This window comes from Kitasatospora sp. NPDC033851 (genome assembly GCF_055576085.1).
Map to the genome: position 1 here is coordinate 319,551 of NZ_JBVIRL010000001.1, position 22,979 is coordinate 342,529.

A 22,979-nucleotide genomic window follows, 5' to 3' on the forward strand; every position below is an offset into this window, starting at 1 on the left:
TCCTACACCGATCAATAAACGGGTCGGCGGAATGGAGTTCCGATGCCTTCGAAGGAGAATTACGCCCGCCGGGTGCTCGAGGCGCTGGCGTCCGATCCTGACCGGATTGCCCTGTGGCGGGAAGGCGAAGAGTTCACCGCAGGCCAGTTCTCCAAGGCCGTTCTCACCGCGGCGGAAATCTTGCGTCGGCACTTCACGGAACACCGAGCTCCGATTGCGGAAGGCAAGGATCCGGTTGTGGCGGTGCTAACCGTCACCAACACCCCGGCGACCATCATCTTCCGCTACGCGGCCAACCTCGCCGGGGCCACCCTGGTCCACCTGCACTCCACGAACGCGGTGGATCCCACCGATCAGCTGGCCGCCGCCGCCCGGCAGGAGATGCTCAGCAGGACCGGGGCGACCTTCCTCGCCATCGACAAGGAGAACGTCGACGCGGCCCGCGAGCTGTGCGACCGGCTGCCTGAGCCACCGCGTCTCGCCGCTCTCGGCCCCCTCGGTCCCGATGTCCTGGACCTCTCGTCGGGCGACTCGTACGCCTTCGACCTCGACGCCGTCGAGGTCGACCCCGAACAACCGGCCGTGGTGATCTGCACCAGCGGTACCAGCGGCAGCCCCAAGGCTGTCACAATGCCGTACCGCGTCCGCAGCCTCTACCTGCAGGTGGGCCCCCGGGTGGGCTTCCAGTCCCCGGAACCCATCGTGTACCTGTCGACCCTTCCGGTGAGCAACTCCAGCGGTACCGTCGTCGACCTCGCGCTCGCCTCCGGCGGAACGGTCGTCCTGCACGACGGGTTTGAGGCGGGCGAAGTGCTGCGGGCCGTGGAACAGCACCGCATCTCCACGCTGGCGATCACCCCGCCGCAGCTGTACATGCTGGTCGACCACCCCGACATCGCCACCACCGACCGGTCGAGCATCAGGAACATCACCTACGTCGGCTCCCCCGCAGCTCCCGCCCGCCTGGCCGAGGCGGTCGAGGTGTTCGGCCCGGTGCTGACCCAGATCTACGGGACCACGGAGACCAGCCCCATCAGCATCCTGACCCCGCCGGACCACTCCGACCCGGCACTCTGCCGGACCGTCGGGCGTCCGACCGCGGAGGTACGCATCCGCGGCCTGGACGACGACCGTGACGTCCCACCCGGCGAGATCGGCGAGGTGTGCGTGCGGAGCCCGTCCACCATGCTCGGCTACTGGGGCGAACCGGAGCTGACCGCCGTGACCATCCGCGACGGCTGGGTGCACACCGGCGACCTCGGCTCCCTCGACGAGAACGGCTTTCTGCGCCTGCACGGCCGGATGGGCGAGGTGATGAAGACCAACGGCATCAAGGTCCGTCCCACAGATGTGGAGAACGCGCTGCTAACCCATCAGGAGGTCGCCCAGGCCGCGGTGTACTGCGTGGTCGACGACGACCGCGTGGAGCACATCCACGCCGCCATCGTGGTGCGGCCGGGCAGCACCGCCGACTCCGGGACGCTGATCGGTCACGTCGCTGCCGAGCTGTCCCCGAATCACGTACCGGCCGTGGTGACGTTCTACGACGCACTGCCCCTCACCGGTGCCGGCAAGCCGGACATGCAGACGCTGGTCGCACTAGCTAGCGCTCTCGCTGATAAGCCGTTGTCTTATCGGATGTGATCGGTAGGTTTCCGCAGGTGAGGCTTAGGCTCGGCGACCGCGCGACAGGGTTGGTCCATCCGGCGAGACAGGTTCCCACTTGGACCGGGGGCCACGTTTCTGTCAATCTCGGCAGTCCTCCTGGCGGGGATGCTGTCGAAAATCCTGGCCTGACCGGCCTGAGACCGATGACTGGCTGACTCTCGTTACAGGCGCTCTGTTGGCGGCCAACCAGCCCCAAACGCACCGGTGCTACTGGGGATCGAGTCCCAGGCCGGATCCACCTTCCCAAATTCCGTTCGATCGACAGCCTCGTGATCGATATGACAGCGGCTTCTTTAGAGAGCGAGTGGCATAATGACCGCACACCTGGATTTCTTCACCCATGAGATGAAGGAATTCGCCGACCACAGCCGTCAGTTCCTGGAGGTCGGTCGGCGTGCCGGACGGTTCCCGAGTGCCACTGCCCGGGAGGGGCAGGCAGGCGCCGAGCTGGAGATCAGCGTCTGGTGCAGCAACGACTACCTCGGCATGGGGCAGAACCCGGCCGTGCTGACCGCCATGAAGGGGGCCGTCGACGCGTTCGGCGCCGGCTCCGGCGGCTCCCGCAACATCGGTGGCACCAACTACTACCACGTCCTGCTGGAACAGGAGCTCGCCGCGCTGCACGGCAAGGAGGCGGCGCTGCTGTTCAGTTCGGGCTACACCGCCAACGACGCCGCGCTGTCAGTGCTGGCGGGCCGGATGCCCGGCACCGTGGTCTACTCAGACCAGCTGAACCACGCATCGATCATCGACGGGCTGCGGCACAGCGGTTGCGAGAAGCGGATCTTCCGGCACAACGATGTCACGCACCTCGAGGAGCTGATCCGCGCCGACGGGGACCGCCCGAAGCTGATCGTCCTGGAGTCGGTGTACTCGATGTCCGGTGACATCGCGCCGCTCGCCGAGATAGCCGCCGTCGCCGAGAAGTACGGCGCCACCACGTACATCGACGAGGTGCACGCGGTCGGCATGTACGGCCCGCGCGGTGCCGGGATCGCCGCCCGGGACGGCATCGCCGACGAATTCACCGTCGTGATGGGCACCCTGGCGAAGGGCTTCGGCACCGCCGGCGGCTACATCGCCGGGCCCGCCGCGATGGTGGACGCGGTGCGCAGCTTCGCCCGCGGCTTCATCTTCACCACCTCGCTGCCGCCGGCCATCGCCGCCGGCGCGCTCGCGGCGGTCCGCCACCTCGTCGCCTCCGACGAGGAGCGCGAGCGGCTGCGGAACAACGCGCAGCTGCTGCACCGGCTGCTCGACGAGCAGCGCATCCCGTTCGTCTCGCCGATGTCGCACATCGTCTCGGCGTTCGTCGGCGAGGACGCCACCTGCCGTCAGGCGTCGGCGCTGCTACTGGACCGGTACGGCATCTATGTGCAATCCATCAACGCCCCCAGCGTGCGGGAGGGCGAGGAGATTCTGCGCGTCGCGCCGTCCGCGACGCACACCACGGCCGATGTCGAGAAGTTCGCGGAGGCGCTGGACGCCATCTGGCAGGAGCTCGACATCCCGCGCACACAGGCGTGAGGCGGGGACGGCGGTCGGGGGCCCTGGCGCGCCCGGCCGCCGTCGTCGCTGCTTTCGACCGCAATCGATCAGCGGAGGTTTGGTGACTCTCTCGGTAGCAGCCGTTCTCGCCGAGTCGGCGGTACGACGTCCGGACCACCCGGCGATCGAGTTCGCCGGAGCTCGCCTGACGTACCGTGAACTATGGTTCCGTGCCCGGCAGTACGCCACGGTGTTGGACGAACGGGGTACTCGCCCCGGTGACCGGGTGGCGCTGCTGCTGCCGAACGGCCTGGAGTTCCCGGCGGCCTACTTCGCCGTGCTGGCGCTCGGCGCGGTCGTGGTGCCGATGCACGCGCTGCTGAAGGCGACCGAGATCGAGTACGTGCTGCGCGACAGCGGGGCCCACGTGCTGATCTGCGCCGGGTCGTTGCTCGCCGAGGGGCGCAAGGGAGCGGAGATCGCCGAGGTGCCGCTGCTCGCGGTGCGGGCCGACGCGGAGTGCGAAGCGCCGCGGCTGGACGTGCTCGCCGAGCACGCCGAACCGATCGCCGCCTACCGGCCGTGCGCGCCCGACGACCTCGCGGTGATCCTCTACACCTCCGGCACCACGGGTCGGCCCAAGGGCGCGATGCTGACCCAGCTGAGCATCACCATGAACGTCACCGTCGGGATGCTCTCCCCGTTCGACTTCCGGGCCGAGGACGTGCTGTTCGGTTGCCTGCCGCTGTTCCACACCTTCGGGCAGATCTGCGGCATGCTGACCTGCTTCCGGGCGGGCGCCACCATGGTGCTGACGGACCGCTTCGACGCCGCGGGCGCGCTCGACCTCATGGTCGCGCACAGGTGCACGGTGTTCATGGGCGTCCCGACGATGTACCTGGCGCTGCTCGACGCGGCCGCCGCCACCCCGCTCCGCCCGCCCCTGGACCGCGCGTTCTCCGGCGGCTCGGCGCTGCCGGTCAAGGTGCTGGAGGAGTTCCAGGCCACCTTCGGCTGCACGATCTACGAGGGGTACGGGCTGACCGAGACCTCACCGGTGGTCGCGTACAACCAGCGGGCCTGGCCGTGCAAGCCGGGCACCGTGGGCCGCCCGATCTGGGGCGTCGAGGTGGAGATCGCCAGGGCCAACCTGGAGGGCCGGATCGAGCTGCTGCGGACGGGCGAGGTCGGCGAGATCGTCATCCGGGGCCACAATGTGATGGCCGGCTACCTGGGCCGGCCCGAGGCGACCTCCGAGGTGCTGGTGGACGGCTGGTTCCGCTCGGGCGACCTCGGGGTGAAGGACGCGGACGGCTATCTGTCGATCATCGACCGCAAGAAGGACCTGGTGCTTCGCGGCGGGTACAACGTGTACCCGCGCGAGCTCGAGGAGATGCTGGTGCACCACCCGGCGATCGCGCAGGTCGCGGTCATCGGCGTCCCGCACGAGCGGCACGGCGAGGAGGTGTGCGCGGTGGTGATCCCGCGCGCGGACCGGACGCCGGACGAGGCGCTCGGCGCGGAGATCGTCGCCTGGAGCCGGGAGCGGATGGCCGCGTACAAGTACCCGCGCCTGGTGGAGTTCGTCGACGCGTTCCCGCTCGGCCCCAGCGGCAAGGTGCTCAAGCGGGAGTTGGCGCAGTGGTTCGGCGCCGAGCGCTGAATCAGACCGCCAGCAGCCCGCGGAACCTGTCAAGGCGATCAAGGCAGGTGATGTTGCGCCTACTCCACTTGAACTCGCCTTGTCGTAGGTGCTGAGAGCTGTCGATCCGTGGGTATGCCCCCGTCCGTGCGATACGCGCAGGGGGGCGGGTTCACTGCCCAGGAACAGCAGCGCCGGGAGCGGGTGCGGCTTGATGCCGCCGAGCGGTTCGAGCGTGGTGACAGCAACGGAATGATCGCCCGCGACCTGAGAGGGACGGTGCGGTCGGTCGAGCGGTGGCGCCGTGCCTGGCGGGAAGGTGGCTCGGTGGCACTTGAGTCGAAGGGGCCTCAGTCCCCGCCGAGGCTGGGCGAGCGGCAGTTCGCCCAGTTGGAGGGGGGAGTTGGAGAAGGGGCCGTTGGCGCACGGCTGGGAGGACCAACGGTGGACGCTGGCGCGGATCAAGACGGTGATCGGCCGCCGGTTCCATGTCTCGTACACGGTTCAGGGTGTCTGGAAGCTCTTGCGGCGCAACGGCTGGTCCTGCCAGCAGCCGGTTCGTCGGGCGATCAAGCGCGACGAGGGCGCGGTCGAGGTCTGGAAGAAGCAGGTGTGGCCGCAGGTAAAAGCCTAGTGGCGACGCTCGGGGCCTGGCTGGTGTTCGAGGACGAGGCCGGGGTGTCGATGGCACCGGCGCGCGCCCGAACCTGGGGACGCCGTGGCTGCACCCCTGTCGTCCGGGTGCGCGGCCGCTCCCGCCGGCGGGTCTCGATCGCCGCCCTGACCTGCTACAAGCCTGGTGAACGATCCCGGCTGATCTATCGGCCCGGGCCGGACGACAGTCAGGGCCGGGCCAAAGGCCGCAAGAGCTTCGCTTGGAACGACTACCGAGACCTGATCGTCGCCGCGCACAACCAGCTCGGCGGCCCGATCGTCCTGATCTGGGACAACTGTGAGACTTGCGACGTGCCGCTGGGACCGGAAGCCTGACCCGTGGGACAACTGGCCGCAGTGCCCTGTTTAGGATCTGTCGGTGACCAATCCGGCGCTTGTCGCCACCTGCGTGGCACTGGGCGAGGATCGAGGTGAGGCCGTCTTCACGATGCGCCTGCTCGCCCGCCGGATCCAGAACCTTGGTCAGGAGATCAAGGAGTTGACCCGGCGAATGACCGCAGCTGTCCGGTCCAGCCGGCCCCAGCTCCTGAAGCTCGTCGGCGTCGGCCCCGACAGTGCCGCGGTCCTCCTCTCCGCCGCAGGTGACAACCCGGACCGGCTCACGGACGAGGCGTCGTTCGCCGCATTGTGCGGGGTCAGCCCAGCCGAGCAATCCTCCGGGAAGACCCAGCGGCGACGGCTGAACCGCGGCGGTCACCGGCAGGCCAACGCCGCCCTCTACCGCATCGTCCAGTCCCGCCCGCGCTGGGATGAACGCACCCAGGCCTACCTGCAACGGCGCACCGCCGAGGGCATGTCCAGGCGTGAGATCATCCGCTGCCTGAAGCGCTACGTCGCCCGAGAGCTCTACCGGCACATCCGGCCTTCTGCGAGTCCAGTCACTCCTTCGGCAGTTTGACGAACCATAGGGGCATCCTGAACACCCACCTGGCCGCCGGCATGAAGGAGTTCATCGCTGCCCAGGACTGGCTGACCGTCTACCAACTGCCGGCGTATGCCCCCGATCTCAACCCGGTCGAGGGGATCTGGTCGCTGCTGCGGCGGGGGTTCCTGGCCAACGTCGCGTTCGCCGACCCGGAGCACCTGGTGCGGACGGTCAGACGAGCGTTACGGAAGATCCAGTACCGCCCGCACCTCATCGACGGCTGCCTGACTGGGACCGGGCTGGCCCTTGCCCCACCGTGACCACCGACATCGCGAGTTCAACCTGAGTAACCCAGCGGTGTTCGGGCTTCTCGGGGTCGAAGCGGCAGCCGGCGTCCCACGTCGACCGCTCGTTCTGCCCTCACCTCGACAAGGCCGGTCGGAGCGGCATGGGAGTGCGTTTGGCGGCGTGGCTGACGATGGCCGTCTCGACATGGGTGATGCCCAGGCCGACCAGGTCGCTGGAGAGGAAGCCGTAGAGGGTCGTCAGGTCCGGGAAGTACGCGGCCGCGTGGAGGTTCGAAGGTCCCGAGGTGGCGAAGGCGCCGTGCACCGCGGGGTGGTCGGCCAGCGCCCGGCCGGCGGCGGCCAGATGGTCCGGCGCCACCCGCAGCAGGAACTTGGCTTCGATGGGCAGCCCGAGGCGGCGGGGGTCGACCAGCACCTGGGTGATCAGTCGGCCCTGGGCGGCCATCTGGGCGAGGCGTCGCCGCACCGTGCTCTCCGGGTGGCCGGTGCGCTCGGCCACGGCCACCGCGGGCAGGCGCGCGTCGAGGATGAGGGCGTCGATGAGCTCCTGTTCCAGGGCATCGGTGTCGACGCCGTACGGGCCCGGGGATCCGGTACCGGCCGCCCCGGGGACCGGCTCGCCCGGGCTGAGAGCCTCGCGTTCGGACGCCGTCAGCACCTGGTGGCGCCACTCGGAGGTGAGCCGGAAGACGTGCAGGATCGTGGCGCTCTCCAGGGACGTCACCGCCTGGGTGGAGGGCAGTCGGCGGAAGACCAACTGGTCGCGTGAGCCCGGCTCGGTGCGGGCGACCGCGAAGATCTCGTCACCCGACGTGGTGACGTCGATGAAGGGGATGTCCTCGCGCGCCGCGAGCGCGGCCACGATCGTGTCGAGTTTTCCCCGCAGGACCCGGATGCGCAGGAACAGGGCCCCGGCCGAGCCCCCGTTGCGCGGTCGGGCCACCGGTGAGATCACCACGCGCACGGTGCCGTCGGCGCCGAGCGCGTGCAGTCGGCGGCGGACGGTGGCGGGGCTGAGCCCCAGCACCTTGGCCGCCCGCTCCGCGGTGAGGCGGCCGTCCCACTGCAGCGCGGCCACCAGCCGCTGATCCGGGAGGCTCAGTACGGAATTCGTCGATTCGCGCGCCATGAAGGAAAGTTTCGCTCATCCCGTGGCCTCGCGGCGCCCGTTCCGGGGACGACGCCCCAACCATGGAGGTCATCCGCTCCGAGAACGACGGATCCACCACGGAGGTCCACATGCCCGTGTCCAAGGAACAGGACTCCAAGCAACGGGAGCCCAAGCAACAGGAGCCCAGGCAACGGGAGAAAGTACGCTTCGCCAGCGGCGACACCGCGTGCGCCGCCTGGCACTACCCGGGGTCCAACGGCGGCTGCGTGATCATGGCCGGCGGAACCGCGGTGACGAAGGAACCGGCCTCGGACCTGTTCGCCGCCCGGTTCAACGAGGCCGGCTTCGCGGTCCTCGCCTTCGACCACCGACGGTTCGGAGAGAGCGGGGGCACGCCGCGTCAGATCGTCCGCCTCGACGAGCAGATCGCCGACTGGCACGCCGCGATCGAGTACGCCGCCGCGCTGCCCGACGTCGACCCGGACCGGATCTCGCTCTGGGGCTTCTCGCTCGCGGGCGGCCACATCTTCCGCGTCGCGGCCGACCACCCGCGACTGGCCGGCGCGATCGCCCAGACCCCGCTGGTCGACGGCCTCGCGGTCGCTCCCCACGCGCTGCGCTCCATGACGCCCCTCGCGCTGCTGCGGCTCTTCGGGCGCGGTGTCGCGGACGCGCTCGGGGGCCTGCTCGGGCGGGCGCCGCTGCTGGTCCCCGCCGCCGGACCGCGCGGCGCCGTCGCCTCGCTCACCACACCCGACGCGATGGACGGCGACCGGGCCCTCGACCCCGAGCGTCGCCATACGAACTGGGACCAGACGGTCGCCGCACGGATCGCCCTCCAGGTCGGCGGGTACCGGCCCGGCCGCCACGCCTCCCGGATACGGTGCCCGCTGCTGGTGGTCGTCTGCGACCAGGACCGGAGCGTGCTCCCCGGCCCCGCCGTCCGGGCGGCCCGGAACGCGCCGGCGTCCGAGGTGGTCCGGCTGCCCGGCCGCCACTACGCCCCGTTCCTGGAAGCACACGAACAGGCCGTCGAGGCGCAGATCGCGTTCCTGCAGAAGCATCTGGCAACACCAGTCCGGACAGGAGAAAGCACATGATCATGGTCACCGGTGCGACCGGAACCGTCGGTCGCGACGTACTGAGACTGCTGGTGGCGGAGGGAGCCGAGGCGGCGGCAGTCACCCGTGATCCGGCCGCCGGCGGGTTCGCCGACGGTGTCCGGCCGATCGTCGGGGATCCGTCCACGCCGCGGTCGCTGGCGTCGGCGCTGGACGGTGTGGAGGCTCTCCTGCTCAGTCCGCGTGCCGTCGGCGGCGCGAGCGCCGAGCTGCTGGCGCTCGCGGCCGAGCGCGGCGTGCGGCGCGTGGTGGTGTTGTCGGCGGTCACCGTCGAGTACGGCGGCGGGTACCGGCGCTTCGCCGAGGAGTTCGAGCAGGTCGAGGCCGCAGTCAGAGCCTCCGGGTTGCCGTGGACGTTCCTGCGGTGCGCCGACTTCGCCGCCAACGCCCTGGCCTGGGCGCCGCAGATCCGCGCGACCGGCACCGCTCGGGGCGTGTACGGCGATGCGGCCACCTCCCCCATCCACCAGCGGGACATCGCCGAGATCGCCGTCCGGGCGCTGCTGGACGCCGCCCACGCGGGCCGCGCGTACGCGATCACCGGGCCGGAGTCGCTCACCCAGCGCGACAAGGCCCGGCTCATCGGCGAGGCCATCGGCAGGGAGCTGTCGTTCGAGGAGATCTCCCCCCAGGAGCTGCGCCGGGCGCTGCTCGCCCAGGGGCTGCCCGAGGACGTACCCGACCGGCTGATCGGCTACGCGGCCGCATGCCTGGACGAACCGGGCCCGACGACGGACACCGTTGCCCAGCTCCTGGGACGCCCCGCCCGGACCTTCGCCACCTGGGCCGCCGACCACGCGGCCGCCTTCCGCAGCTGAGGCTGTCATGAGGGGGGCTCACGGGTGAGCGTCAGGCCGGGGTCCGCCCACCGAGCAGATCCGGGTCACGGGTGAGGCGGAGGGTGTCGATGTCCACGTAGCGGCGGGAGTTGATCCCCCATTCCAGGTTGCCGCGCATCCAGGCCTTCATGCCGTCGGTGAAGGTGCCGACGGCGGCCCGGTCGGCCTCCGGCAGGCCGTGCCAGCTGCCGCAGAGGGTGGTGAGCGACTCCTCGGCGTGCAGGAAGACCTCGATGTCGCGGGCGACCTTGCGGTACACGTGGTCGATGGCGTCCTGGATGCCGCAGCGGAGTTCCCGGCTCACCGCGAGCACGCCGTTGGTGACTTCCCCCACGACGAGTTCCTTCTGCAGGGAGAGGACGTCGTTGACCCAGACGACGACGTCGGAGGCCTTGTTGACCATCGTGCGCAGCTGCTCGGACTCGTGGAGCAGGGCGGGTACTTCCAGGCCGGCCGCGTACTCCAGCAGGTCCAGTGAGGGGGTGATGCCGCCGGAGGCGCGGCGCAGCTGGGTGTAGCCGCTGACGGCGGGGACGTGCCGGTGTTCGCGGTTGACCGCCTCGTAGCGGAAGGCGTCCAGGAACTGCCCCATGTGGGTGATGAAGCGCAGCTGCCACTGGATGCTCTGCCGCCCGGCGAGGCGCCGCCACACCTCGGCGAGTTCGTCCACGAGCGGCGGTGCGTCCCCGGCCGGTGACGGTTCGGCGGAACGGAGCGAGAGGGCCGCGAGCATCCGCAGGGTGGCGCGGGTGTGGTCGGCGGCCTCCGCGGAGGCGCAGCCGTCGTACAGGTCGTCGATGACGAAGGCCCAGGTGAACCAACCGGCGAGCGGCGAGAGTCGCTCGGCGCGCAGGTGCGGGTAGCAGCGGGCGATGAGCTCGCCCAGGTGGGTGTCGGCGAGCCGTCGGCGGGCGCGCGGTCCGTCGACCAGGCCGTAGCGGTCGGCCCACTCCAGGATGAGCCGCTCCAACTCCTCCCGGTGCGGGGACATCCGGGGAGGCAGCCGGTACAGGACGTGGTCGGGGTCGGGCAGCAGTCGCAGGTCGAGGGGGACGGTTCGGGGGGTCGTCATGCGGGTGTCGGTCTCCTTCCGGCCGGTTCGTTCCGGTGCGGTTTCACGGGCGCCTGTGCAGCCGTAGGCGCAGCGGGGCCGGGTGGATCACCGTCCACGGGCGGGGCTCGACCAGGTGCGCGGGCAGTGGTCCCGGCAGCGGTTCCAGCCGCCACCGGGAGGTGATGACCGCGACGGCCAGGGTGAGTTCGGTCAGGGAGTAGACGTCACCGATGCACTTGCGGGAGCCGGTGCCGAAGGGAACGTAGGCCTGGCGCGGGAGTTCGGCCTGGCGGGCGGGCGACCAGCGGTCGACGTCGAAGCGTTCGGGGTCGGGGTAGAGGTCGGGGCGGTGGTGGAGGAGGTAGGGGGAGAGCAGGACGGCGGTGCCCGGGCGGAGGCGTTCGCCGGCCAGCTCGACGGGCTCGGTGACGGTGCGGCTGTAGAACCAGGCGGACGGGTAGAAGCGGAGCGTCTCCGCCACCATGCGGCGGGCGAGGTCCAGGCGCGTGACGTCCGCCAGGGTGACGCCGGGGGGCGTGACGGCGGGGTCGGCGTCGGTGTCGGTGTCGTTCGGGAGGGTCTGGGCGGGGAGGACGGCGCGTGCCTCCTGGGCGACGGCGTCGGCCAGTTCCTCGTCCCGGGAGAGGAAGTGCAGGGCCCAGCCGAGCGCCGAGGCCGAGGTGCCGATGCCGCCGGTGAGCATGGTGACGACCTGGTCGCGCATCTCGCGGTCGGTCAGGCCCTCCTCGACCATCAGCGTGAGCAGGTCGTGATCGCTGTCATCGCCGCTGCCGCTGCCGCTGCCGCTGCCGCTGCCGCGACCGCTACCGCGCCGGCGGTCCTCGATCGCGCCGTCGACCACCTCGTCCACGGTGCGGCAGGCGTGGCGGAAACGGCGGTTGGCCCGCGTCGGCAGCCGGTCGAGCAGCCGGGACGGGGAGCGCATCTGCCGGCCGATGCCCTGGTGGAAGTCCGGGTAGACGGCGGCGATCCGGGCCACCGCGGCGGAGGGGCCGTCCGCGGAGAACATCGTCCGGGTGATGATCCTGGCGATCAACTGATAGGCGTGCTCCTCGACTTCGATCACCCGGCCGTCCGGCCAGCCGCCCGCGGTGGCGTGGATCTCCTCCAGCATCACCGGCAGGTAGCGGGTGAAGGCGTCCGGCCGGAAGGCGGGCTGGAGTTGCCGGCGCTGCTGGCGATGCACGTCGTGGGGTGTGGAGCCCAGCCCGTCGCCCAGGAACCAGCGCAGTTTGTCGAAGAGCGGGCCGCCCTTGTCGAAGTGCCGGGTGTCGGTGAGGACGTGGTGGAACAGGTCGGGGGTGCAGACCATCATCGCGCGCTGCGGTCCGAGCCGGAGCTCCACCAGATCGCCCTGGTCGGCGAGCGAGCGCAGGAACGGCAGCGGATTGCGGAAGAGGGCCGGGACGTGTCCGAGCAGCGGGAGGGCGCCGGCCGCCCGCGCGGCGCGGTGGGCGGTGGTGGTGGTTGCGGTGGGTGCCGTCATGTCTCCCCGTTCGACGCAGGGCGGAAGTCCGGAGGCCGGCGGGGGCGCCCGGCTTCCTGGGGCAGTCAATCTGGCACTCGGCGTCGGGAGTTGAGAAGGCCGGAACCGATCCGAAAATATGTCTTGGGACGGATTTCGGCCGGTGTGACGCATGCTGTCAGGAACATTTGCTCCCGGGGCCCTCAGCGGCGTCGCCCTGCACCTCGCGGGCCGCGTCCCCGGCGGCGCGGGCCGGAAGGCGCTGCTCCAGTGGTGATCGTGCGGTGCGCCCCGTGATGCGTTTCGACGAACTGAAGGCCGCTCCCCGTCACGCGAAATTCACAGACCGACGTCTACTCGCATAGACAACGATGGGCCATCCTGGTGCGATGCCGGCGCCCGAAGCCCGCCCCTCGTTCCCCGGGGAACCGCGGGCGGGGGTGCCGGACGGATAGGTCGGCCCTCGCGCCGGCGCACTGCCGCGTCACAGCACTGCGTACGACCCCGCCGTCCGAGCCGGTTCCGTGGGCCCGGCGCCGGGCTTACCGTCCTCCCGCCGAGGCGCGGCAGGAGGGCAGGAGGGCAGGAGTCGTCGCAGGCACACCATCCTCACCGGGAGATGCAGATGAAGCCACGCACCGCAGCCACCGTCGTCGCCCTGACCGCGGCCGGCCTCGCCGTCTCGGCGCCCACGGCCGGCGCCAGCGGTACCAAGCTGTCGCAGTCGGCGGCCGCCAGTCAGTTCAGCAACGCCGGCATCACGTGGAGCTCCAGTGGGGGCTGCACCACCAGGTCCAACCCCGCCTGTACCTCGTTCGAGCAGATCAACTCGGGCACGGTGAGCGCCGTCATCACCCTCAAGCGGGCCAGCGGCTGCGCCATCAACATCACGGGCGGGACCGAGGTGGGCCACGCCTCCGGCACCTACAGCCACTACAACGGCTACAAGGTCGACATCTCCCGCAGTTCCTGCATCGACGGTTACATCCAGAACAGCTTCACCTACATCGGCTACCGGGGCGACGGCTACCCGCAGTGGAAGGCCGCATCGGGCAACCTGTACTGCAACGAGGGCAACCACTGGGACATCCTCGTGTACTGACACCGACCTCGGGTGGGGCCAGTGCTCGCAGTGGACCAGCCGTGAGCAGACATCCGATCAGCGTCGCCCGCGGGATGGGGCTTCGGCGGGCCCCAGGGCCGGGGCCCGCCGGAGATCGGCGGGGTGGAGAGGGAAGGTTTCCTCCATGTCTCCGCGATCGGCCTGTGGTGATCAGCGGGCTCGGCGCCGGGTCAGATGAATCGCCACAGGTGGTCGCTGGTGCCGTTGTCGTCCCAGAGGACGGTCTGGGCGCCCTGGGCGGTGGAGCCACCGGAGACGCCGAGGACGCGGCCGCTGTTGGCGCACTGGATCCTGAAGGTGTCACCGCCGCCGTGGCGCAGGCGCCACCGGTGGTCGGCGGCGCCGCCATCCGCCCACTGGACGATCCGGGCGCCGTTGGCGGTGCCGCCGTTCTCCACGGCGAGGACCTTGCCGCTGTTGGCGTTGCGCAGGCGCAGGTAGCCGCCGGTGTCGACGACGGCCGTCCAGAGGTGGTCGGCGGTGCCGTTGTCGTCCCACTGGATGGCGAGGCCGCCGTCGGCGGTGGACATGCCCTGCACACCGAGGACCCGCCCGCTGGCGACGTTCTGGATGCGCCTGGCACCGTCGGGGACGAACTGCCACTGGCCGGCTGCGGCGCCGCTGTCGGGCAGTTGTACGGCTGCGGCGCCGTTGGCGGTGGAGCCGCCTTCGATACCGAGCAGCTTGCCGCTGTTGGCGTTCTGGAACTTGTGGTAGCCGTTGCCGGCGTCGACGACGGTCCACCGGTGGTCGGCGGTGCCGGTGTCGGCCCACTGGAGGATCGGGGCGTTGTCGGCGGTGGACATGTCCTGCACGCCGAGGACCTTGCCGCTGTTGACGTTGCGCAGCCGCAGTGCGGTGCCGTCGACGGTGAGGACCCAGTTGTGGTCGGCGGTGCCCGTGTCGGGCCACTGCAGGGCGAGGCCCCCGTCCGCGGTGGACATGTTCCGGATGCCGAGGACGAGTCCGCTGGCCGCGTTGACGAGACGGAAGCCGGCGGAGCTGTCGGTCCGCCAGTAGGCGGTGTAGTTGAAGCCCTGGGCGTCGTGGAACGGGGCGAGACCGACCGTCGCTCCGTCGGCGGTGGCCGTGAAGGTGAGGGCGGTACTGCTGGTCCGGGTGATCGAGGACGGGTCCAGGGCCGGGAGGGAGGACAGCGCGGTGCTGCCGTAGTTGCCGGCCAGGACGACGGGGCCGTAGGTGATCGCGGCGACACCGGGATTGTCGTTGGCGGCCTGGAGGGCCACCCGCATGGGGAGCTTCACGGTGACGGTGTCGCCGGAGGCCCAGGACCGGGTGAGGGTGGCGTAGGTGCCCGGGGTGGCCGTGACGGCCTGGGCGACGCCGTTGACGCTGATGGTGGCGCCGGAGGTCCATCCGGGGATGCGGACGCGCATCGACCAGGTCCCGCCGACGCTGCCGGTGACCTTGAGCGTCGTGGTGTCGTCGGCCGGGTACGAGGTGGTCTGGGTGACGGTGATGCCTCGCTGGATCCAGTCCAGGACGGAGGGGAGGAACAGGTTCACCGTGAGGGTGGTGCCGTCGTGGAAGTAGATGGAGTCCATCAGCTTGGTGTTGGACTCCATGCCCGTTCCCTGGCAGCACCAGAACGTGCCGTAGTCGGTGCTCCAGGTGCCGCCGCCCCAAGCCGGCCCCTTGCCGCGCCGGGCGCCCGGGTTGAGGGACGTGAAGTAGGTGATGTGTCCGTGCGGGTCGGCCGGGTTCTGGGCGCCGATGACGTGGTTGAGCAGCGCCTTCTCGTAGAAGTCGAAGTACGACGCCCGGTCGGGGGTCAGCTGCCACAGTTCCCGGGTCAGCTTGAGCATGTTGTAGGAGTTGCAGAGTTCGCAGGTGTCGGGGACGAGGTAGCCGGAGATGGCGTTCGCGGCCCGGAAGTGCTCCGCCTGGCTGTTGCCGCCGATGGCGTAGGTGTGCGAACCGGTGGTGAACGTCCAGGCGTTGGCGGCGATGTCGCGGTAGCGGGTCGTGCCGGTGGCCTTGTACTCGCGGACGGCTCCGATCCACTTGGGCACCTGCGTGTTGGCGTGCAGGCCGTCGAGCTGGTCCCGGTTCGCGGCGAGCGGGTCGAAGACCGCGGCATGGTCGAACCGCTGGGCGCAGGTCAGCCAGCGTGCGTCGCCGGTCTGTTGGTAGATGTCGGCCAGCACCTCGTTCATGCCGCCGAACTCGGTGCCCATCAACGACTGCATCGTGCTGTAGCCGAGCGGAGCGGTGCGTCGGTCGACCCAGTCGGCGAGCGCGAGGAGCACGTCGCGGGCCTGTGTGTTGCCGATCAGGCGCCACACGTCGAGCAGACCGGCCATGGTCTTGTGGATGCAGTAGTAGGGGACGTTGCCGTTGCTCAGCTTGCCTGCTTCGAGGCCGGCGAAGTCGGCCTCGGGGAAGCCCGAGAGATAGCCGGCGGAGAAGCCCGCGGCGGAGTTGTTGGCCTGGCACTTGGCGAGTTCGGCCACCATCTGGTCGGCCTTGTCACGGCAGGTGGTGTCCCCGAGTGCGGCGTGGGCCTGGGCCCACGCCGAGAGGAAGTGGCCCTGCACGTGAGTGCGGAAGGGGAACGCCGGGTCGTCCCAGCCTCCGGTCGGGGCTGCGGCGTTGGTGGAGAGCCGGTGGTTGGCGCGGAAGTTGTACAGCAGGCGGTCGACGTCGACGAAGCGGAGGTAGGCCAGGGTGCGGTTCTGGTTGTCGAGCCATCGACTGCTGGTGAGCGTGACCTGACCCAGGTCGAACGGCACCGTCGACACTCCGACGTCCGACCTGACCGGGGATGTCTGCGCCGCGGCGGAGACGGGGCTGAGGACAGGGTCGGCAGCTACGGCCACGGCCACAGCGCTCGTCGCCTTGATCACGGTGCGGCGGCTGAAGGGATGAGCCGGCATGGCGAACTCCTTGGTCCGTGGAAGACGTCGGGGACTGGGGCCGGTGGCAGTGCGGGAGTGCTGACGGCGACGCGGGTCCCTTCGAGCGGGTCGCGTCACGTTCGCTGCCTTCCCCGGCCGTCATGGCCTGTGGGGGGACGCAGCCGTATCCCTGTGCGTGGGCATGCGTCACCGGCCCTGGATTTCGGGGCGGCATCCGCCTGATGACATGAGTGTTAACGCTCACAATTTGCGTGTCAATACTTTTGTCGGTGAGCGGTCGAGACGTTCTCGCCGACCCGTCGTACCGGAAGGCGACCGACCGATCGCCACCGGGATGCGGACCGCACTCGCATCCGTGAAACGCGCGCGCCACTCGTCACCGGTCTCGACCCTCAGCTCCGACCATCGATCCGGACGGACGGCGAGTCGACCGAGACGTGCCGGTCGATGTCGGGCGCTCGCACATCCCTGGACACGATCGGGGCTCCGGGTCTATAAACGTGGAACTCACCCTCACTCCACCGCTGTTCTGCTGCCAGCATTTTGTTAGCGCTAACACTTCGCAGCCGTCTCCCTCCCCCACCCGAGCCGCTTGCTCAAGGATGACGAGGCCCCCCATGCACAGTCCTGGTTTCAACCGCAGACGTCCGCCTGCGGCGCTCGCCGCCGCGGTTGCGGTCCTGGCGGCATTGGCCGCACTGGCCGCGATGCTCGTCGCCGGCCCGGCTCAGGCGGCCACCGCCGGCGCCGTGCGCGGTACGGGTTCCGGTCGGTGTCTCGACGTCCCGGGCGCCGGCCAGACCGACGGCACGTTCCTGCAGATCTGGGACTGCACTGGCGGGACCAACCAGCAGTGGACGTCGACGGACAGCAACCAGCTGACCGTGTACGGCAACAAGTGCCTGGATGTCCCGGGCCACGCCACCACGGCCGGTACCCGGGTGGAGATCTGGTCCTGTACCGGCGCCGCGAACCAGCAGTGGCGGGTGAACTCCGACGGCACGATCGTCGGCGTGGAATCCGGGCTGTGCCTGGACGTCTCGGGCGCCGGCACGGCCAACGGCACGGCGGTGCAGCTCTGGAACTGCACCGGCGCCGGCAACCAGAAGTGGACCGGCCTGTCCGGGACGGGCAGCACATGCTCTCTTCCCTCGACATACCGGTGGACCTCGACTGGTCCGTTGGCACAGCCGACGAACGGGGCGGTCGCGCTGAAGGACTTCACCACCACGACGTACAACGGCAAGCACCTGGTCTACGCGACGACCTCTGACGGATCGTCGTGGGGCTCGATGGGGTTCAGCCCCTTCACGAACTGGTCGGACATGGCGTCGGCCGGCCAGACCGGGATGAGCCAGTCCGCGGTGGCGCCCCAGGTGTTCTACTTCGCTCCCAAGAACGTCTGGGTGCTCGCCTCACTGGGGTGGGGTACCGCCTGGCCCTTCACCTACCGCACGTCCAGCGACCCCACCAACCCCAACGGCTGGTCCGCGCCGCAGGCGCTGTTCACCGGCAGCTTCCCCACCGGCGTCACCGGCAGCCCGATCGACCCGACGCTGATCGCCGACGACCAGAACATCTACCTGTTCTTCGCCGGTGACAACGGCAGCATCTACCGGGCGAGCATGCCGATCGGGAACTTCCCGGGCAACTTCGGCTCGTCGTACACGACGGTCATGAGCGACACGGTGAAGAACCTGTTCGAGGCGCCGCAGGTCTACAAGGTCCAGGGCCAGAACCAGTACCTCATGATCGTCGAGGCTCGGGGTGCCACTGAGCAGCGCTACTTCCGCTCGTTCACGGCCTCCAGCCTCAGCGGCGCGTGGACCCCGCAGGCCGCCAGCGAGAGCAACCCCTTCGCCGGCAAGGCCAACAGCGGCGCCACCTGGACCAACGACATCAGCCACGGTGACCTGGTCCGCAACAACCCCGACCAGACCATGACCATCGACCCCTGCAACCTGCAGTTCCTCTACCAGGGCTACGCCCCCAACACGCCGACGAACACCACCTACCTGCAACTGCCGTACCGGCCGGGCGTCCTCACCCTGCAGCGCTGACCCGCACCCTGCACCGCTGACCCGCCCCGATCCACGGTGATCGCGATGCGGTGCGGTCCGCCGACGCGTGGACGAGCGGTTCACGGCGTGGGTGACTCCACCTGCTGACCGATACTCACCGCCCTGAGGAACCCCAGCCGCGCGTCGGCTGGGGTTCCTCTCCTTCGTGGGGCCCGTCCAACCGACGGCTCTGTCCCCTTTTATCGGACTGGCGATCACCCGCGAGGGCGTCCCGGTCCGCTGCCGGACCTGGCCCGGCAACACCAGCGGCGCTACCGTGCCGATGGCCGAAGATGAGCGGCCTCCAGGCCCAGGAACAGCCCCTGACCAGGCCTTATCCCTCACGGAGTCGTGGACGCAGAACCCCCCGGCGGCACCTCACGCCCATTCTTCCCAGGTCAACCCCCACGTTGAGCCCGCCCTTGGGCCTGCCGACTGTCGAACTCGGGCGGCTCGTCGAGTGGTCGACGAGGCCGACAGCACAGCCCGGGAAACCACTCCGACACATCGGGGTAACGGTTCGAAACCGGTCTCTTGACGTGCCTGTTGTTAGCGTTAACACTCAGGCAACGTAACCCGCGAGCAGCTGGCTCGGCAGCATTCGGCGCACCACTGGAGGAACTGTGCGTAAGGCAATAGCGGGACTCGCCACGGCGGCACTCGCCCTGACGCTGTCGGCCTGCGGGCAGAGCAGCAACGGCGTCGGCGACGGTGCCGCCAAGAGTGCCGACGCCAAGGGCGGCACCATCGGCATCGCGATGCCGACCAAGTCGTCGGAGCGCTGGATCAACGACGGCAACAACATGGTCAAGCAGTTCCAGGCCCAGGGCTACAAGACGGACCTCCAGTACGGCGACAACGTCGTCGAGAACCAGGTCTCGCAGCTCGAGAACATGATCACCAAGGGCGACAAGCTCCTGGTGGTCGCGGCGATCGACGGTGCGGCACTCACCGACGTGCTGCAGAAGGCCGCCGACGCGAAGATCCCGGTGATCTCGTACGACCGCCTGATCCGTGGCACCAAGAACGTCGACTATTACGCGACCTTCGACAACTTCAAGGTCGGCGTCCTGCAGGCCACCTACATCGCCGACCAGCTCGGGCTGAAGGACGGCAAGGGCCCGTTCAACATCGAGCTCTTCGCCGGCTCGCCGGACGACAACAACGCGGGCTTCTTCTTCAACGGCGCGATGAGCGTGCTCAAGCCGTACATCGACTCGAAGAAGCTGGTGGTCCAGAGTGGCCAGACCGAGTTCAACCAGGTCGCCACGCAGCGCTGGGACGGCGGGGTCGCGCAGTCCCGGATGGACAACCTGCTGAGCAAGTCGTACACCTCCGCGCACGTGGACGCCGTCCTCTCGCCGTACGACGGCATCTCGATCGGCATCCTGTCCTCGCTCAAGGGCGTCGGCTACGGCGGTACCGGCAAGGCACTGCCGATCGTGACCGGCCAGGACGCCGAGCTGGCCTCGGTGAAGTCGATCATCGCGGGTGAGCAGACCGAGACCGTCTACAAGGACACCCGTGAGCTGGCCAAGGTCACGGTGCAGATGGCCAACGCCGTGCTGACCGGTGGCAAGCCCGAGGTCAACGACGAGAAGCAGTACAACAACGGCGTCAAGGTCGTGCCGGCCTACCTGCTCGACCCGGTGAGCGTCGACAAGGCGAACTACCAGAAGGTGCTGGTGGACGGCGGCTACTACACCGCCGACCAGCTCAAGTAGCCTGTCGGCCCGAACCCGGGCCACACCCCGAGCCGGCGGAGCCGGCGGCGGACCGCCCCGACCGATCCCGCCGCCGGCCCCGCCCCCAAGCGAACGGATGCACCACATGGCCGGACCCGTCCTCGAGATGCGTTCGATCAGCAAGTCCTTCCCCGGCGTCAAGGCCCTCTCGGACGTGAACCTCACCGTCGCGCCGGGTGAGGTGCACGCCATCTGCGGCGAGAACGGCGCCGGTAAGTCGACCCTGATGAAGGTCCTCAGCGGCGTCCACCCGCACGGGTCCTACGACGGGGAGATCCTCTTCGAGGGCGAGCCCTGCGCCTTCAAGGACATCAGGGCGAGCGAACACCGCGGAATCGTCATCATCCACCAGGAACTCGCCCTGGTCCCCTACCTCTCGATCGCCGAGAACATCTTCCTCGGCAACGAGCACTCCCGCCGGGGGATCATCGACTGGAACCGGGCTCTCGGCCATGCGAAGGAGTTGCTCGCGCGGGTCGGCCTGCCCGAGCACCCGCAGACCAGGGTCGCCGACATCGGCGTGGGCAAGCAGCAGCTGGTGGAGATCGCCAAGGCGCTCGCCAAGCAGGTCAAGCTGCTCATCCTGGACGAGCCCACCGCCGCGCTCAACGACGAGGACAGCCGCAAGCTCCTCGACCTGATCCTCGAGTTCAAGGCGCAGGGCATCTCCTGCATCATCATCTCGCACAAGCTCAACGAGATCGCGCGGGTCGCCGACGCCGTCACCATCCTGCGCGACGGCCGGACCATCGAGACCATCCAGGTCGGCGAGGAGGGCATCGCCGAGGACCGGATCATCCGTGGGATGGTCGGCCGCGACCTCGACCACCGCTTCCCCGAGCGCGAGCCGTACACGGGCGAGGACGCGGGGGAGATCGCCTTCGCGATCGACGACTGGACGGTGTTCCACCCGATCGACCAGCACCGCAAGGTGGTCGACGGTGTCTCGATCAACGTGCGGCGCGGCGAGATCGCCGGCATCGCAGGCCTGATGGGCGCCGGCCGGACCGAGTTGGCGATGAGCGTCTTCGGGCGCTCGTACGGCCGGTACGCCGGCGGCCGGGTCGAGCTGAACGGCAAGGAGATCCGCACCCGGACCGTCCCCGAGGCGATCAAGCACGGCCTCGCGTACGTCACCGAGGACCGCAAGCACTTCGGGCTGAACCTGATGGACAGCATCGGCCGGAACATCTCGCTCAGCGCGCTGGGCAAGGTCTCGAAGCGCGGGATCGTCGACGAGTACGCGGAGTCCCGGGTCGCCGAGTCCTACCGCAAGAGCATGAACATCAAGGCCCCGTCGATCTTCGCGGCCACCGGCAAGCTCAGCGGCGGCAACCAGCAGAAGGTGGTGCTGAGCAAGTGGATCTTCTCGGCGCCCGAGGTGCTGATTCTCGACGAGCCCACCCGGGGCATCGACGTCGGCGCGAAGCACGAGATCTACACGGTCATCGGTGAGTTGGCGGCGCAGGGCAAGGCGATCCTGATGATCTCCTCCGAACTGCCCGAGCTCCTCGGCATGTGCGACCGCGTCTACACCATGGCCGAGGGCCGGCTGACCGGCGAGGTCCAGCGGGCGGACGCCACACAGGAATCACTCATGCGCCTCATGACCAGGGGCAAGGCGCCCGACATCGAGCAGGGAACTACCGAATGAGCGACGTGAAGACCGAAGAAAGCCTGCGCCCCGCGCCCACCGCGCCGGCCCCGGGCGACGGCACCCCCGGCACGCTCGGCCTGCTGGTGCAGGCCGTGCGCGGCAACCTCCGCCAGTACGGCATGCTGGTCGCCCTCGCCCTGATCGTGGTGCTGTTCCAGTTCTGGACCGACGGCATCCTGCTCAAGCCGCTCAATGTCACCAACCTGATCCAGCAGAACAGCTACATCCTGATCCTGGCGATCGGCATGATGATCGTCATCATCGCCGGGCACATCGACCTCTCGGTCGGCTCGCTGGCGGCGTTCGTCGGCGCGGCGGCCGCGGTGATGATGGCCAAGGACCACATCTCCTGGCCGGTGGCCCTGGTAGCGGCACTGCTCATCGGCGCGGCGGCCGGCGCCTGGCAGGGCTTCTGGATCGCGTACATCGGCATACCGTCGTTCATCGTCACGCTGGCCGGGATGCTGCTCTTCCGGGGCGGCACGCAGATCCTGCTCCAGGGCCAGTCGGTGGCGCCGTTCCCGAAGGGCTTCCAGAAGATCAGCAGTGGGTTCCTGCCCGAGGTCGGTCCGCAGACCAACTACCACAACCTGACTCTGCTGCTCGGCCTGGCCGTGCTGGCCGTCTCCCTGCTGCAGGAGGTGCGCGGCCGCCGCCAGGCGCAGCGCCACGGCCTGGAGCCGCTGCCGGTCGGGCTCTTCCTGGCGAAGTGCGCGGCGATCACCGCCGCCGTCGTCGTCTTCACCCTGCTGCTCGCGAGCTACCACGGCTTTCCGATCGTGCTGCTGATCCTGGGCGTGCTGCTGGTGGCGTTCGGCTACCTGATGCGCAACTCCATCCTGGGCCGGCACACGTACGCCATCGGCGGCAACCAGGCGGCGGCGAAGCTGTCGGGTGTGAAGAGCAAGCGCGTCGTCTTCCTGGTCTTCGTCAACATGGGCGTCCTCGCGGCGCTGGCGGGCATGGTCTACGCGGCCCGGTTGAACGCGGGAACGCCGAACGCCGGTATCAACTTCGAGCTGGAGGCGATCGCGGCCGCGTTCATCGGCGGGGCCTCGGCCAGCGGCGGTGTCGGCACGGTGTTCGGTGCGATCGTCGGTGGCCTGGTGCTGGGTGTGCTGAACAACGGCATGTCGCTGGTGGGCATCGGTACCGACTACCAGCAGGTCATCAAGGGTCTGGTGCTGCTGGCCGCCGTCGGTTTCGACGTCTGGAACAAGCGCAAGAGCGGATCCTGAACCCTCCCCGCACGGCACTG

General features: G+C 69.5%; 14 protein-coding genes and 3 pseudogenes. 13 read left to right on the top strand and 4 right to left on the bottom strand.

The genetic code is table 11. The features are described 5' to 3' along the window. Window positions 1-42: 42 nt before the first annotated feature. From ACZ51D_RS01420 to ACZ51D_RS01445, 6 genes and pseudogenes are all read left to right on the top strand, one after another. Window positions 43-1,644, top strand: coding sequence for an ANL family adenylate-forming protein (locus ACZ51D_RS01420; protein ID WP_465614749.1), 1,602 nt, complete (start codon window positions 43-45; stop codon window positions 1,642-1,644). 336 nt (window positions 1,645-1,980) lie between these two features. Then, on the top strand, window positions 1,981-3,195 hold the full coding sequence (gene hemA, locus ACZ51D_RS01425) for a 5-aminolevulinate synthase (RefSeq protein WP_465614748.1): 1,215 nt from the start codon (window positions 1,981-1,983) through the stop codon (window positions 3,193-3,195). Between the two features lie 82 nt (window positions 3,196-3,277). Beyond that, window positions 3,278-4,819: a long-chain-fatty-acid--CoA ligase gene (locus tag ACZ51D_RS01430; protein ID WP_465614747.1), complete on the top strand. Its 1,542-nt coding sequence runs from the start codon at window positions 3,278-3,280 to the stop codon at window positions 4,817-4,819. 126 nt (window positions 4,820-4,945) lie between these two features. Beyond that, window positions 4,946-5,749: pseudogene (locus ACZ51D_RS01435) on the top strand (IS630 family transposase); the annotation flags it as partial. Window positions 5,750-5,831: 82 nt separating this feature from the next. Continuing rightward, window positions 5,832-6,371 (top strand): annotated as a pseudogene (locus ACZ51D_RS01440) (transposase); the annotation flags it as partial. 17 nt (window positions 6,372-6,388) lie between these two features. After that, window positions 6,389-6,658 (top strand): annotated as a pseudogene (locus ACZ51D_RS01445) (transposase); the annotation flags it as partial. A gap of 100 nt (window positions 6,659-6,758) precedes the next feature. Here ACZ51D_RS01445 and ACZ51D_RS01450 read toward each other — a convergent pair. Then, entirely contained in the window at window positions 6,759-7,775 is a 1,017-nt protein-coding gene (locus ACZ51D_RS01450) for an Lrp/AsnC family transcriptional regulator (RefSeq protein WP_465660737.1), read from the bottom strand. Window positions 7,776-7,885: 110 nt separating this feature from the next. On the opposite strand from ACZ51D_RS01450, the gene ACZ51D_RS01455 reads away from it, so the two are divergent. Further along, entirely contained in the window at window positions 7,886-8,857 is a 972-nt protein-coding gene (locus tag ACZ51D_RS01455; protein WP_465622788.1) for an alpha/beta hydrolase, read from the top strand. Then, complete coding sequence (locus tag ACZ51D_RS01460; RefSeq protein ID WP_465622790.1) at window positions 8,854-9,696, top strand: NAD(P)H-binding protein; 843 nt, start codon at window positions 8,854-8,856, stop codon at window positions 9,694-9,696. The genes ACZ51D_RS01455 and ACZ51D_RS01460 overlap by 4 nt, the downstream gene beginning before the upstream one ends. Window positions 9,697-9,727: 31 nt before the next feature. On the opposite strand, the gene ACZ51D_RS01465 is transcribed toward ACZ51D_RS01460, so the two are convergent. Beyond that, a complete protein-coding gene (locus ACZ51D_RS01465; protein WP_465622792.1) occupies window positions 9,728-10,789 on the bottom strand; it encodes a terpene synthase family protein in 1,062 nt (353 codons plus the stop codon). Between the two features lie 43 nt (window positions 10,790-10,832). Next, a complete protein-coding gene (locus ACZ51D_RS01470; RefSeq protein WP_465660739.1) occupies window positions 10,833-12,278 on the bottom strand; it encodes a cytochrome P450 in 1,446 nt (481 codons plus the stop codon). Window positions 12,279-12,882: 604 nt separating this feature from the next. On the opposite strand from ACZ51D_RS01470, the gene ACZ51D_RS01475 reads away from it, so the two are divergent. After that, a complete protein-coding gene (locus ACZ51D_RS01475; protein ID WP_465622795.1) occupies window positions 12,883-13,359 on the top strand; it encodes a hypothetical protein in 477 nt (158 codons plus the stop codon). 191 nt (window positions 13,360-13,550) lie between these two features. Here the strand turns inward: ACZ51D_RS01475 and ACZ51D_RS01480 are convergent, their stop codons facing one another. Continuing rightward, complete coding sequence (locus tag ACZ51D_RS01480) at window positions 13,551-16,277, bottom strand: beta-L-arabinofuranosidase domain-containing protein (protein WP_465660741.1); 2,727 nt, start codon at window positions 16,275-16,277, stop codon at window positions 13,551-13,553. A gap of 599 nt (window positions 16,278-16,876) precedes the next feature. Here ACZ51D_RS01480 and ACZ51D_RS01485 point away from each other — a divergent pair. The 4 genes from ACZ51D_RS01485 to mmsB all read left to right on the top strand — a co-directional run bounded on the left by ACZ51D_RS01485 (window position 16,877) and on the right by mmsB (window position 22,959). Next, on the top strand, window positions 16,877-18,319 hold the full coding sequence (locus ACZ51D_RS01485; protein ID WP_465660743.1) for a non-reducing end alpha-L-arabinofuranosidase family hydrolase: 1,443 nt from the start codon (window positions 16,877-16,879) through the stop codon (window positions 18,317-18,319). A 623-nt stretch (window positions 18,320-18,942) separates the two neighbouring features. Continuing rightward, the gene (chvE, locus tag ACZ51D_RS01490) at window positions 18,943-20,043 is read left to right on the top strand and encodes a multiple monosaccharide ABC transporter substrate-binding protein (RefSeq protein WP_360501618.1); all 1,101 of its coding nucleotides are present in this window, start codon (window positions 18,943-18,945) and stop codon (window positions 20,041-20,043) included. A gap of 106 nt (window positions 20,044-20,149) precedes the next feature. After that, entirely contained in the window at window positions 20,150-21,718 is a 1,569-nt protein-coding gene (mmsA, locus tag ACZ51D_RS01495) for a multiple monosaccharide ABC transporter ATP-binding protein (protein ID WP_465622799.1), read from the top strand. Next, on the top strand, window positions 21,715-22,959 hold the full coding sequence (gene mmsB, locus ACZ51D_RS01500; RefSeq protein ID WP_465660745.1) for a multiple monosaccharide ABC transporter permease: 1,245 nt from the start codon (window positions 21,715-21,717) through the stop codon (window positions 22,957-22,959). Before mmsA ends, mmsB begins: the two co-directional genes overlap by 4 nt. Window positions 22,960-22,979: the final 20 nt, after the last annotated feature.